Origin of the sequence: Corynebacterium sp. MSK006, from assembly GCF_030232385.1 — a bacterium.
Lineage (GTDB): Bacteria > Actinomycetota > Actinomycetes > Mycobacteriales > Mycobacteriaceae > Corynebacterium > Corynebacterium frankenforstense_A.
This window is the reverse complement of record NZ_JASPJZ010000004.1, coordinates 81,288-93,769: the sequence shown is the minus strand read 5'-3', so window position 1 is coordinate 93,769 and position 12,482 is coordinate 81,288. Positions and strand designations below refer to the sequence as shown.

Sequence of the window (12,482 nt, the reverse complement as noted above, 5' to 3'; positions counted from 1 at the left end):
ACAACCCCACTCCGACCCTGCCCCGGCGGGCGGGCCGGCCGCGAGGAAGGACACGCATCATCGTGACGGTAACCGCCGCCCCAGCGCCGACGGCCAGCACCGCGGCCACCACCGCGGGCACCCCCGAGCTGGTCCTGCTGTGCGCGCTCATGCTCGCCACGCTGGTGGTCCCGGGCCTGCTCATCGGCCTGGCACTCACCCGCCGTCCCGGGCTGTCTGCGGCGGCCGCGGTGCCGGCCACCGTCGGCGTGCTCGGTTTCTTCGGGTGGGCCTTCGGCGGGCTGGGCATCCCGGTCAACCCGCTCAGCCTCACCCTGTCCTGGGTCTTCGTGCTCGCCCTGGCGCTGCCCCTCGGGGTGATCGCCACCCAGCGCCGGCGCGTGCGCGAACGCCTCGACGCCGAGCGCGACGAGAGCTACGACCCGCGCCGGCCCGGCGCCCTCGGCGCCGGCCACACGTACGACGGGCGGGGCGCACACGCGGTGCACCGGGACGTCGGCAATCGGGGCGCGCGCCACGCCGGCAGCAGCCCGGGGGCCACGCCGTGGGCCTGGGCGCAGGCGCTGCTCTCGGCGGGCACCGTCGCCGCGCTGGTCGTCTGGGCCTCGGTGGACGTCGCCCGACGCATCATCGAGGACGGCGACCGCGGCCTGCGCGCGATCCCGCAGGGCTGGGACATGCACTGGCACGCCTCGCTGGTGCACTGGGTCCACGAGACGGGCGTGATCTCGCCGACGCGCACCGGCGAGCTGCGCTACGCCGAGGACGCCAAGGAGGTCTACTACCCCACCGGATGGCACGTGGCCTGCGACTACGCCGGCGAGATCGCCTTCAGGGTCACCGGGCGCGCGTGGGACACCGTCGAGGTGATCAACCTGTTCATGGCCGTCTCGCTCGCCGTGGCGGCCGCCGGCTCGGCCGCGGCGCTGGTCTGGATCGGCGCCGGGTTCCTGCTGCGCCGCAGCGGCGACACCCCGCTGGCCCCGGCCGCGGCGGCGACGCGCTGGGCGGCGACGACGCTCGCGGCGGCCTCGGCGCTGCTGCTGCCGGCCTGGCAGATCATCTTCTTCGACGGCTCCTGGCCGGCCGGCTTCGGCATTGGGCTGGCGGGCGTCGCCGTGGCCGTCACCGCGGCGGCGACCGTCACCCTTGACGCGCGCTGGGCGGCCTCGACGCTGGCGGCGCTGGCCGTGCTCGGCGCGGCACAGACGCACGCCTCGGCGGCCACCGTTGTCGCCGCGGGCCTGGGGCTGTGGCTGATCCAGCAGCTGGTCAGGCCGGCCCCCGGGGTCACGCGCCTGGGCGCGCTGGGGCACCTCATCCTCACCGCGGTGCTCACGGCCGTGCCGTTCGCCCCGCAGTTCCTGGTGGGCCTGGGCAACGTCGGCGAGGTCACCGAGTCCACCCAGCAGCTGGTCGACGTGCGTTCCGATTCGGTGACCCAGGCGTTGATGCTGGAGACGAAGTTCTTCGACTTCTACGGCGACGACACCGTCTGGTACGCCCTGATCGTCGCCGGCCTGGTGGGTCTGGCCGTCCTCGCCTTCACCGGCGGGACCTGGCTGACCGCGCTGTGGGCGCTCGGCTTCGGCGGCACGGTCTACTGCCTGATGCCCTTCGACAACGGGCTGGGCGACGCGCTCGAGTTGTTCACCTCCTTCCACTACAACGCCTCGCACCGCGTCGCGCTCATCTCCGCGATGGCGGTCGCCGCCGGGGTCGGCGCGCTGATCGCCGCCCTCGGCGCCGGGTTGCAGTTGTGGGCCGCCCGCGCCCGGCGCGGCACGGAGGAGCCGATTGACGACGTCCCGGTGGTCGACGCCGGCGCCGGCCGGGCAGGCCGGGTGCAGGCCGCCCAGGCCGCGGCGGTCATCGGCGTGACGGCGCTGGTGATGACCACCCAGCTGCCCGCGGTGGCCGGCGCGGAGGACCAGGGCCTGCAGATCATGGCCGCCGCCGGCGACAAGACCGGCCGCGTGGTCTCAATGGCGGACCTGCGTGCCTTCGACTTCCTGCGCGGGCAGGTCGACGCCTCCCCGACGCCGTTCTCCATCCTCTCCGCACCCGAGGAGGGCATGGGCTGGGGCTACGTCACCCACGACCTGCCGATGGTCTTCACGCACTACCTCAACGACCGCCAGGCCGACCCGCTGGACACCACCGACGTGCTCTTCCACGCCGACCAGCTCAACGGCGACCCGGCCAACCCGGTCGACCAGGCCGCCTGCCGGCTGGGCATCCGCTACATCGTCGCCTCGCCGCCGATGTTCTGGTCCTACCTGGACCCGTACCCGTCCTTCCTCAACCTGCACAACGCCCCGGGGCTGACGCCGGTCTACGAGGAGAACGCCCCGGACCCCGAAGACCAGGTCTTCGTCTACGAGGTCGACAGCTGGGACCCGCGCTACTGCCGCAGCGTGCGCTGAGGCGTGGGCAGGCGCGGCGTCGGCAAGCGGGCGCGCGGCGCCGCGCACGCCGTGCCGGAACCTGCGCGGCGTCGGCAAGCCCGCGCGGGCGATAACGGGGACAGCGGCGGCGAACGCGTGTTAGCTTCGTTGCCATGACGGACAAAACTTCCTCCGCAAAAGCCTCCGCGGACGCCGGGTTCGACCACGACCCGGCCTGCGACTTCGCGCCGGACGTCATCGTCGTCGGCGCGGGCCTGGCCGGCATGGTCGCCGCCTTTGAGGCGCAGAAGGCCGGCGCGCGGGTGCTCGTCGTCGACCAGGAGAACGCCGCCAACCGCGGCGGCCAGGCGTTCTGGTCGCTCGGCGGGCTGTTCCTCATCGACACCCCCGAGCAGCGCCGCCTGGGCATCCACGACTCCCTCGAGCTGGCCCGCCACGACTGGTTCGGCTCGGCCGGCTTCGACCGCGCCGAGGACCACTGGCCGCGCCGCTGGGCCGAGGCCTACCTCGAGTTCGCCCACCATAAGAAGCGCGCTTACCTGCGCGAGCTGGGGCTGCGCACCATCCCGATGGCCGGCTGGGCCGAACGCGGCGACGGCACCGCCGACGGCCACGGCAACTCCGTGCCCCGCTTCCACGTCACCTGGGGCACCGGCCCGGAGGTCGTGCGCGTCTTCGACGAGCCGCTGCGTGCCGCCGAACAGCAGGGCACCGTGCGCTTCGAGCACCGCCGCCGCGTCGACCAGGTCATCGTCGAGGGCGGGCAGGTCGCCGGGGTGCGCGGGGCGAAGCTCATCGAGTGCGACGAGCTCGAGCGCGGGGTGGCCAGCCCGCGTGAGGAGGTGGGCACTTTCGAGTACCGCGCCCCGGCGGTGCTCATCGCCACCGGAGGCGTCGGCGGCAACCTGGAGGCGGTGCGCCGCTGCTGGCCCGAGGACCGGCTGGGGCCGATGCCGGCGGACGACCAGATGGTCGTCGGCGTGCCCGCCCACGTCGACGGACGCGGCATCGAGATCGCCGAGGCCGCCGGCGCGCACCTGGTCAACCGCGACCGGATGTGGCACTACACCGAGGGCATGATGAACTGGGACCCGATCTGGCCGGGCCACGGCATCCGCATCATCCCGGGGCCCAGCGCGATGTGGTTCGACGCCGAGGGCGAGCGGCTGCCCGTGCCGCTGATCCCGGGCGCGGACACCGTGAAAACCATGACGCACATCCTGGCCACCGGGCACACCTACTCGTGGTTCGTGCTGGACAAGACCATCGTGGGCAAGGAGTTCCTCTTCTCCGGCTCGGAGCAGAACCCGGACCTGACCGACAAGGACCTGCGCAAGCTGGTGGGCAAGCTGACCTCCGGGGTGGCCGAGCCGATCCGGAAGTTCATGGACAACGGCGAGGACTGGGTGGTCGCCGACACCCTCGAGGAGCTGGTGGCCGGCATGAACGCCACCGCGCGTGAGGCCGACCCGCAGGCCCCGGAGCTCGACGTGGAGCGGCTGCGCGCCCAGATCGAGGCGCGCGACACCCAGATGGCCAACAACTTCGCCAAGGACTACCAGGCCAACGTGGTCAACGCGACGCGGCGCTACCTGGGCGACAAGTTCGCCCGCACCGCCGCCCCGCACCGGCTGCTCGACCCCGAGCACGGCCCACTGATCGCGGTGCGGCTGCGGCTACTGACCCGCAAGACGCTCGGCGGGATCGAGACCGACCTCGAGGGCCGCGCGCTGACGCTCGGCGGCGAGCCGCTGCCGGGTCTCTACGCGGCCGGTGAGGCCAGCGGCTTCGGCGGCGGGGGCATGCACGGCAACAACGCCCTGGAGGGGACGTTCCTGGGCGGGTGCATCTTCTCCGGGCTGACGGCCGGGCGCGCGATGGCGGAGGCCGCGCGGGAGGCGCGCGGGTAAGGCCTCTGGGCCTAGGGCCCTGGGCCGGCGCCCGGCTGGGACCCGGCACGGCGAAGGCGCCCGGCTGGGGCCCGGCTGGGTCCCGGAACGGCGAAGGCGCCCGGTTGGGGCCGGGCGCCTTTTGTCTTCTAGGCCGCGGCGGTGGCCGGGTCGATGGCGCGCAGGGTGCCGTCGCGCATCTCGACGGCGACGTCGGCGTAGTCGAGCAGCGAGCGGTCGTGGGTGACCAGGACCGTGGCGGTGCCCAACTCATCGGTCACGCTGCGCAGCAGCCCCGCGATCTCGTGGGAGAGCTCGCGGTCCAGCGCGCTGGTCGGCTCGTCGGCGAGCAGCACCGAGGGCCTGTTCATCAGCGCGCGGGCGATGTTGACGCGCTGGCGCTGGCCGCCGGAGAGCTGGTGGACGCGGCGGTCGCCCATGCCGACCAGGCCGACGGTCTCGAGCAGCTCGTCGGCGCGCCCGCGGTCCAGGGCGTTGCCGCGCAGGTGGTCGGCGATGAGCAGCTGGTCGCGCACCTTGAGCGAGGCCAGGAGGTTCGGGTTCTGGAAGACCACGCCCTCGCGCTCGCGGCGCACGCGGGCCCGCTCGTTCTCGTCGACGGCGGCCAGGTCCACGGCGTCGGCCTCGGCGGAGGCGGTGGCGGCGGCGCCGGCCTTCGCACCCGCACCGGCACCCGTTCCCCCGGCACGGCCGCGCACCAGCACCTCGCCGGCACTCGGCACGACCAGCCCGGCGGCCACGGAGAGCAGCGTGGACTTGCCGGAGCCGGACTCGCCGACCACGGCGGTCAGCGTGCCGGGCACGGCGGAGAAGTCGATGCCGTCCAGGGCGGTGACGGTCTGGTCGCCGTCGGGGTAGGTCACGGTCACGGAGCGCAGGTCCAGGGCCGGGGTGGTGTTCTTGTGGTTCATGGTGGTTCTCTTCAACGTCCTTTTGTGTCCGGTTGTTCTCAGATGCAGGTCACGCGTTGAGCGCCAGCTGCGGGTCGACGCGGGCGACGCGGCGGGTGGCCACCACGGCGCCGATCAGGCCGAGCACCACCACACCGACGACCGGGCCGGCGACGGTGGCCAGCGTCAGCGCGAAGGGCACGGCGCCCGCGGCCAGGGCGCCCAGGCCCCAGCCGACCAGGCCGCCGCCGACGGCACCGGCGAGCACCACAGCACCGGCCTGGGCCAGCGCGTCGCGCAGCACGTAGCCGCGGGAGGCGCCCAGGGCGCGCAGCACGGCGATGTCGCGGGTGCGCTGGATGGTCCACACGCTCAGGAAGGCGACGATGACCAGCGCGGAGATGCCGTAGAGCAGGGCCTGCATGGTCACCAGCGAGCCGCGCTCGGAGCGGTAGGCGGCCAGGCCGTCGTAGGAGTCGCGCAGGGAAACGGCGGTGGAACCGGTCTGGTGGGCGACCTTGTCCGCGACGTCGTCGGACGGGGCGTCGGCAAGCAGGACCGTCGGCTCGTCGCTGTGGGTGACCTCGCGCCAGGTGGTCATGTCGGTCCACACGACCGGCAGGTGCGAGTAGTACTCGGTGGGCACGGTGCCGGTCACGGCGACGTCCTGGCCGCCGAGGACCAACTCGCCGGAGTCGAGCTCGTCGGGGATCAGCGCGCCGGAGTCCGGCACGGTGCCGCCGGGAACCTCGGTGCCGGCGGGCAGGCCGAAGACGGCGACGGCCGTGGCCTGGCCGGACACGTCGGCACGCGTCTGGCCGGCGCCGAGCGGGGTGACGTCGGTGACCTCGCGCCAGGCGCGCTCGGTGGACTCGTCGACGTGGGATTCGGCGAAGTCGACCTTGGGCTCCTCGCCGGCCGGGGCGCCGGCGAAGACGACGCGCTCGGGCTCGAGGGCGTCGAGCGCGGAGGTGTTGCGCTGGGAGAGCCCGCCGGTCAGCCCGGTGAGCATGACGAGGAGCAGCGTGACCAGCGCGATCACGGTGCCGATGAGGGCGAAGCGACCGCGGGCGTGTGCGATGTCGCGCAGTGCGAGAAACATTGTCGGGTCCTTTCTTCGATGTACTCTCATCCTCCGTCCAAGCCTGTGACCTGCACATCGGCCGCGGACCTCACTTTCCGGTCAACCGGTCGGTTGATCCGTCACCGACGCCGGGGCGGCTAGGTTGGGCGCCATGGCCCCCTCGATTTCCGACGCCGCGCCTTCCGCACCGCCGGCGCCCGCCGCGCCGTCGGGCGCGGGTGCGGCGCCCGACGCCCCATCCGCGGCGGGTGCGGCGCCCGACGCCCCGTCCGCGGCGGGTGCACCGCTGGCCCGGCTGCTCACCGCGATGCGCGTCGGCGTGCACGTCCTCTTCGCCCTGCTGCTCGCGCTCGCCGCGGTGCTGAGCTGGCGGGGCGCGCGGTATCTCGAGCAACAGGCGCCGGGCGGCGGGTGGACGGGAAACCCCGACCATCCGTTCCTGGGCGCGGCCTCGGCGTTCTTCCCCCACGACGCCACACCGCTGCGCTGCCTCGTGCTGGCGCTGACCGCCGCGCTGGCGGTCTGTTACCTGGTGGGCACCACCTGGGACCACCGCCTGGCGATGGGGCGGACCACCCGCGGGCCCGGTGCGCTGCGCGGCTGGTGGCTGGCGGTGGTGCTGCTCCTGTGGTTTGCGTTGCTGATGCTCAGCACGGACTTCCTCTGGCTGCTCTTCCCGCTGGTCTTCGTGATCATGCACGTCGCCGGCGACGGTGTGCCCGGCATGGCCGTGGTGGCGGCGACCTTGGTGGTGGGCGTGACGGTGCCCGCGCTCGGGCTGCCGGTGATCTCCGAGGCGGACGGCTGGAACGTCGGCGGGCTGATCGGCCCGACCCTCGGCGTGGCCTTCGCCGTGGCGGTGCGCCACGTCTACCGCGCGCTCGTCGAGGAGCTGGAACGCCAGCGCGAGATCGCCCGGCAGCTGGCGCTGACCCGCGCCCGGGCGCTGGCCGCCGAGAACGAGGCCGGGCGGCTCGCCGAGCGCGAACGCATCTCCCGCGAGATCCACGACACCCTCGCCCAGGGCTTCAACTCGGTGGTGCTCTTCTCCCGGGCCGCCGGCAAGGCGCTGGACAGCGGCGACACGCGCACGGCCGCCGAGCGGCTCGGGGTGATCGGCGAGGTCGCCGCCGAGAACCTCGCCGAGGCGCGCCGACTGGTCGCCGCCGGACGCTCGGGAGCGCGGGGCGGGCGCTCGGGGGCGGTGGATGCCGCGGCCGATCCAGTGGGTTCGGCTGACGGCGCGGATGCTGCCGGTGGGTCGGGGTCGGGTGCCGCCGGTGGGTCGGCCGCCGGGAACGCGGTGGCCGCCGGACCGGACCTGCGCACCCGGCTCGAGGAGCTGGCCGCGGCGACCACGCGGCGCTTCGGGCTGCCCGTCGAGGTCGTCGTCGACCCGCCCGGCGAGGTCACCGGCCCGGCCGCCGAGGTGCTCGAGCGGGTCACCCGCGAGTCGTTGACTAACGCGGTGCGCCACTCCGGTGCCGACCGGGCCCGCGTGACGCTGGGCGTCTGGGAGCACGAGGCGACCCTCGACATCCACGACGACGGCCACGGCTTCGACCCGGACGCGGTGCCCGAGGGCCACTTCGGGCTTGCAGGCCTTCGCGACCGCGCGGCCGAGGCAGGCGGGTCGCTGGCGATCGACTCCTCGGACCGCGGCACGACGGTCACCGCCCGGATCCCGCTGGCGCGGTGAGGCGGGGCGGAGCGGGGTGCCGAGCCTGGCGGGGTGCGGAGCCTTGGCAGGGTGCGGAGCCTGGCGGGGTGCCGCGGTCCGCAGGGCGGGGCCACAGGCCGATCCCACCTGCCCCTCCAGGCCCATCAGTACCCTGTCCGGTGCACCCGGGCCGGGCGCACCTGCAAAATGTGTCACTCCAGCTTTGGACCCCGGCGTTTCCCCAGGTCGGATGAGACTGCAAATTCTGCAATGACACAATTTCCCGGTGCCTCATATCCTGGGGGCACGATGACACCTCCCGCCCAGCACCCGTCCCCCGCCACCGAGCACACCGAGCGCACCGCCGGCACCGCTGACACCACCGACACCCCCGGCACCGGACCGACCGTCCGCGTGGTGCTCGTCGACGACCACCCGGTCGTGCGCGCGGGCCTGCACGCGATCCTGGAGTCCTTCCCCGAGATCACCGTCGTCGCCGAGGGTGCCAGCGGCGAGGACGCACTGCGCCTGACCGGCGCCGACGGGGCGGGAAGCGCCGACGGGTCCGACGGGGCGGGAAGCGCCGACGGGTCCGACGGGACGCCGAAAAGCGTGGACGTGGTGGTCATGGATATCCAGATGCCGGGAATCGGCGGCATCGAGGCGATCCGGCGGCTGCGCGCGGCGGGCGGGCCGCCGGTGCTGGTGCTGACCACCTACGACACGGAGGCCGACATCGTCGCCGCCGTGGCCGCGGGCGCGCTGGGCTACCTGCTCAAGGACGCCCCCGAGGAGGAGCTGCACCGGGCGGTGCTGGCGACCGCACAGGGCCGGCGCACGCTCTCCCCCGAGGTCGCGGCGGCCCTGGCGGAGCGGCTCTCGAGCCCGCAGGAGGCGCTCTCGGCACGCGAGATCGAGATCCTCGACGCACTGCAGACCGGGGCGTCCAACCAGGAGCTGGCCGACCAGCTGTTCATCTCGCTGGCGACCGTCAAGACGCACCTGCTGCACATCTACCAGAAGCTCGGGGTGGACAACCGGACCGCGGCGATCACGACGGCGCGGGCGCGGCGGCTGATCTAGCGGCGCGACGCCATCCTCCGAGGGCACGCGCCCGTACCATGGTTTTTGAGGGATAACCCGGATACAGTGACCGGGTAATTCAACACCGCGAGAGGAGGAATCATGACACGCATCGTCGACGTCGCCCAGTACATCGTCGAGCGCCAGCCCGACGTCGACCGCATGAAGCTGCAGAAGCTTTGCTTCTACTCCCAGGCCTGGCACCTCGCCTGGGCGGGAGGACGCCTTTTCGAGGAGGACATGCAGGGTTGGACGTACGGCCCTGTCGCGCCTCGGCTCTGGAAGGCCGTGAAACTGGCCGAGAACGATGCACGGTCCTCCTCCGCTCCCGTCGAGAGCATCCGAGGCGGTGATTCCTCGCGACTCTCCGAGTACGAGCGCGCGGTCATCGAGGCCGTGGTGGCTCACTACGGCGATCTGAAGGGGACGGTCCTCTCCGACAAGAGCCACAGCACTCGCACGTGGCGGGAGAGCCGCGCGGGCCTGACGAGGACGGACCGCGGGAACGTCCCGCTCAGTCTGAAGACGCTGAGGGCGGAGGCCGTGGCGTCCTCCATGACCGGCGAGTCGCCGACCCCTCCCGCGATATTTCCCCCCGTCAGCGCGGATGGACTCGCCGCTGCGGTCGACCGCGTGGAACGCCGGAACTGGGACACGCTCCGGGCGCTGGCTGACCTGTGAACGACGATTCCTATTGCGACGAGACCAAACGCCAGGTCGAGGCGCTGAAGGACGCGGCCCGCACCGCCAACCGGCGGTGCGGGGCACGCATCGATCCCGTGCACGGCCCCGAGCACTATCGCGGGTACGGAGTGGACGAAAAGGCCCTCGACTCCGCGATCTCGGCCGCGTTCCAGACAATATTCGGCGAACCGGCCTTCCCGACCGTGTTCGAGCGCGCGGCGGCTCTCATCGCGTATCTCGCGAGAAGGCACGCATTCGACGACGGAAACAAGCGCACATCCCTCAGCGTCGCGCTGGCCTACCTTGAGAGCCGGGGCGTGGTCGTGACCGCACCGAAGCAGGCGATGATCGACCTGATTCAGGAGATCGTCGGATCGAAGGCGGCCCCACGCCAGGAAGACATCAAGCGGGTGGCCAAGCTCCTGCTGGAATGGTCCAGTCTCTGATTCAACCCCTCACGCGAACGCGGCGATCCCCGTCAGCTTCCGGCCGAGGATGAGCGTGTGCACCTCGTCGGTGCCCTCGTAGGTGCGCACGGACTCGAGGTTGACCGCGTGCCGCAGCGGCGAGTGCTCGGTGGTGATGCCGTTGCCGCCGAAGACGGTGCGCGCCTCGCGGGCGATCTCGATGGCGGTGCGGCAGTTGGCCAGCTTGGCGGCGGAGATCATGTGCGGCTCGAGCGTCCCGGCGTCCTTGGCCCGGCCCAGCCGCAGGGCGAGCAGCTGGCCCTGGTTGAGCGCGACGGTCATGTCCACCAGCTTCTTCTGCGTCAGCTGGAAGCCGGCCAACGGGGTGTCGAACTGCCGGCGGCTACCGGCGTAGTCCAGCGCGGCCTCGATGGAGTCGCGCGCAGCGCCCATCGCGCCCCAGGCGATGCCGTAACGGGCCTCGTTGAGGCAGAGGAACGGCCCGCGCATGCCGGGGTTTTCCGGCAGGATCGCCTCGGCGTCGAGCTCCACGCCGCGCAGCTCGATGTCGCACTGCAGCGAGGCGCGCATGGACAGCTTCGACTCGATGGGCGTGGCGGTGAAGCCGGCCGCGTCGGTCGGCACGATGAACCCGCGCACCTGCTCGTCCACGCCCTCCCTGAGGCGGGACTCGTCGAGCACCCCGGCGGCGCGCGCGGAGTCGTTGTCCACCTTCGCCCAGATGATCGCCACATCCGCGATCGAGGCCAGCCCGATCCAGCGCTTGGCGCCGTCGAGGATCCAGCGCCCGCCGTCGAAGCGGGCGCGGGTGGTCATCCCGGCCGGGTCGGAACCGGCCTCGGGCTCGGTCAGGCCGAAGCAGCCGATGAGCTCGCCGGCGGCCATGCCAGGCAGCCACTTCTCCTTCTGCTCCTCCGAGCCGTGCTTGGAGATCGCGCTCATCGCCAGCGAGCCCTGCACGGAGATCACCGTGCGCAGGCCGGAGTCGCCGGCCTCCATCTCCTGCATGGCGATGCCGTACTCGACGGCGCTGCGCCCGGGGCAGCCGTGGCCTTTGAGGTGCATGCCGAACAGGCCGAGCCCGGCCATCTCGGGGATCAGCTCGACGGGCAGGTGGGCGGCGTCGAACCAGGCGCCGATGTCGGGGCGCACGCGCCGGTCGACGAAGTCGGCGATGCGGTCGCGCACCTCCAGTTCCTCGGCGCTGAACTCGGATTCGATGTCCATCAGGTCGGTCACGCTCGGCATGTCGTTCTCCCTCTCGGCTGCGCCCTCGGCGGGGCGGTCGGTGTCAGGTAGGTGGCTGCCATCTTGGCGGTCCCGTGCGCGTTGCGTGATGGTTTTGCTTAACGACGTCCCGGCTGTTGCGGCGGCGGTATCAATTCGGCGTGGGCGTCGCGTAGAGCTCGCGGGCCAGGTCGACGAAGACCTTCAGCGCCTGGCTGCGGTTGTCGCGGCGCCACACGAGGCGCAGGTCGAGGGTGGGCCGGCCGGGCAGGCGGGAGAAGGAGACCCCGTGGGCGGTGAGGTTCTCGCGGATGGAGTCGAGGGTCAGTGCCACGCCCATGCCGGCGCCGACGAAGAGGAACTGCGTCATCGAGTCGGGGGCGACCTGGCCGACCTGGGCGGTGAAGCCGGCGGCGCGGGCCTGGTAGTTCAGGCGGTTCTGCAGGCCGGCGGACAGCCCGCCGGGCAGCACGATCCAGTTCTCGGCGGCCAGCTCGGAGAAGTCGATGTCGTCCTGGCCGGCGAGCCGGTGGTCGTCGGGGAGTGCGACGAGGAGCTCCTCGCGGGCGACGACTATCGACTCGATCTCGTTGGGCCAGGTGTCCCAGCGGCCGAACGTGGCGTCGAGGGTGCCTGCGGTGACCTGGCCGATGCCCTCGGGCGAGAGGCAGCCGGAATGCAGGTTGAGCTCGATGCCGGGGTGGGTGCGGGCCAGCTCGCGGGCGAGGGTGCCCACCCCACGCTGGAAGGAGGTGCCGGAGAAGCCGACGGCGATGCGCCCGGTGCGCCCGGAGGCGGCGTCACGCACGGCCTGCTCGGCGCGGCGGGCGGCGGCGACGAGCTCGCGGGCGGGCTCGACGAGGGCGGAGCCGGCGGGGGTGAGGGCGACGTGCCGGGTGGAGCGGGCGAAGAGTTCGGCGCCGAGGTTGGTCTCGAGCTGCTTGATCATGCGGGACAGGGGCGGCTGCGCCATGTGCAGGCGCTTGGCGGCGTGGCCGAAGTGCAGTTCGTCGGCGAGGACGAGGAAGGCCTGTGCCTCACGGACCTCCACGGCGGGCTCCTTCCGGTCGCGGGTCTTGTCGGTCGCGGGTCTTGTCGGTCGCGGGTG

General features: G+C 72.8%; 10 protein-coding genes. 6 read left to right on the top strand and 4 right to left on the bottom strand.

Annotation, left to right across the window (positions count from 1 at the left end):
• The first annotated feature begins 62 nt into the window (after positions 1–62).
• Both QQA02_RS03905 and QQA02_RS03900 read left to right on the top strand, forming a co-directional pair.
• Positions 63–2,426 carry a DUF6541 family protein gene (locus QQA02_RS03905; protein ID WP_284773982.1) on the top strand — a complete coding sequence of 788 codons (2,364 nt, stop codon included), beginning with the start codon at positions 63–65 and terminating at the stop codon, positions 2,424–2,426.
• A 134-nt stretch (positions 2,427–2,560) separates the two neighbouring features.
• A complete protein-coding gene (locus QQA02_RS03900) occupies positions 2,561–4,318 on the top strand; it encodes an FAD-binding dehydrogenase (protein ID WP_284773984.1) in 1,758 nt (585 codons plus the stop codon).
• A gap of 128 nt (positions 4,319–4,446) precedes the next feature.
• On the opposite strand, the gene QQA02_RS03895 is transcribed toward QQA02_RS03900, so the two are convergent.
• Together QQA02_RS03895 and QQA02_RS03890 are read right to left on the bottom strand one after the other, a co-directional pair.
• The gene (locus QQA02_RS03895) at positions 4,447–5,229 is read right to left on the bottom strand and encodes an ABC transporter ATP-binding protein (protein WP_284773987.1); all 783 of its coding nucleotides are present in this window, start codon (positions 5,227–5,229) and stop codon (positions 4,447–4,449) included.
• Positions 5,230–5,278: 49 nt separating this feature from the next.
• Positions 5,279–6,310 carry an FtsX-like permease family protein gene (locus QQA02_RS03890; protein ID WP_284773989.1) on the bottom strand — a complete coding sequence of 344 codons (1,032 nt, stop codon included), beginning with the start codon at positions 6,308–6,310 and terminating at the stop codon, positions 5,279–5,281.
• A gap of 133 nt (positions 6,311–6,443) precedes the next feature.
• Between QQA02_RS03890 and QQA02_RS03885 the strand changes: the two genes are divergently transcribed.
• From QQA02_RS03885 to QQA02_RS03870, 4 genes are all read left to right on the top strand, one after another.
• Positions 6,444–7,991, top strand: coding sequence for a sensor histidine kinase (locus QQA02_RS03885; protein ID WP_284773991.1), 1,548 nt, complete (start codon positions 6,444–6,446; stop codon positions 7,989–7,991).
• A 270-nt stretch (positions 7,992–8,261) separates the two neighbouring features.
• Positions 8,262–9,035: a response regulator transcription factor gene (locus tag QQA02_RS03880; RefSeq protein WP_284773993.1), complete on the top strand. Its 774-nt coding sequence runs from the start codon at positions 8,262–8,264 to the stop codon at positions 9,033–9,035.
• Between the two features lie 102 nt (positions 9,036–9,137).
• Positions 9,138–9,716, top strand: coding sequence for a Panacea domain-containing protein (locus tag QQA02_RS03875; RefSeq protein ID WP_284773995.1), 579 nt, complete (start codon positions 9,138–9,140; stop codon positions 9,714–9,716).
• The gene (locus QQA02_RS03870; protein ID WP_284773996.1) at positions 9,713–10,165 is read left to right on the top strand and encodes a type II toxin-antitoxin system death-on-curing family toxin; all 453 of its coding nucleotides are present in this window, start codon (positions 9,713–9,715) and stop codon (positions 10,163–10,165) included. The genes QQA02_RS03875 and QQA02_RS03870 overlap by 4 nt, the downstream gene beginning before the upstream one ends.
• 9 nt (positions 10,166–10,174) lie before the next feature.
• Here QQA02_RS03870 and QQA02_RS03865 read toward each other — a convergent pair whose 3' ends face one another.
• Both QQA02_RS03865 and QQA02_RS03860 read right to left on the bottom strand, forming a co-directional pair.
• Positions 10,175–11,395: an acyl-CoA dehydrogenase family protein gene (locus QQA02_RS03865; RefSeq protein WP_284773998.1), complete on the bottom strand. Its 1,221-nt coding sequence runs from the start codon at positions 11,393–11,395 to the stop codon at positions 10,175–10,177.
• Positions 11,396–11,525: 130 nt separating this feature from the next.
• Positions 11,526–12,425 carry a LysR substrate-binding domain-containing protein gene (locus tag QQA02_RS03860; RefSeq protein ID WP_284774000.1) on the bottom strand — a complete coding sequence of 300 codons (900 nt, stop codon included), beginning with the start codon at positions 12,423–12,425 and terminating at the stop codon, positions 11,526–11,528.
• Between the last annotated feature and the right edge of the window lie 57 nt (positions 12,426–12,482).

Excerpts from the sequence above, each read along its gene's own strand:
- QQA02_RS03900 (WP_284773984.1), top strand. The coding sequence starts at position 2,561 with ATGACGGACAAAACTTCCTCCGCAAAAGCCTCCGCGGACGCCGGGTTC.
- QQA02_RS03895 (WP_284773987.1), bottom strand. The coding sequence starts at position 5,229 with ATGAACCACAAGAACACCACCCCGGCCCTGGACCTGCGCTCCGTGACC.
- QQA02_RS03890 (WP_284773989.1), bottom strand. The coding sequence starts at position 6,310 with ATGTTTCTCGCACTGCGCGACATCGCACACGCCCGCGGTCGCTTCGCC.
- QQA02_RS03885 (WP_284773991.1), top strand. The coding sequence starts at position 6,444 with ATGGCCCCCTCGATTTCCGACGCCGCGCCTTCCGCACCGCCGGCGCCC.
- QQA02_RS03880 (WP_284773993.1), top strand. The coding sequence starts at position 8,262 with ATGACACCTCCCGCCCAGCACCCGTCCCCCGCCACCGAGCACACCGAG.
- QQA02_RS03875 (WP_284773995.1), top strand. The coding sequence starts at position 9,138 with ATGACACGCATCGTCGACGTCGCCCAGTACATCGTCGAGCGCCAGCCC.
- QQA02_RS03865 (WP_284773998.1), bottom strand. The coding sequence starts at position 11,395 with ATGCCGAGCGTGACCGACCTGATGGACATCGAATCCGAGTTCAGCGCC.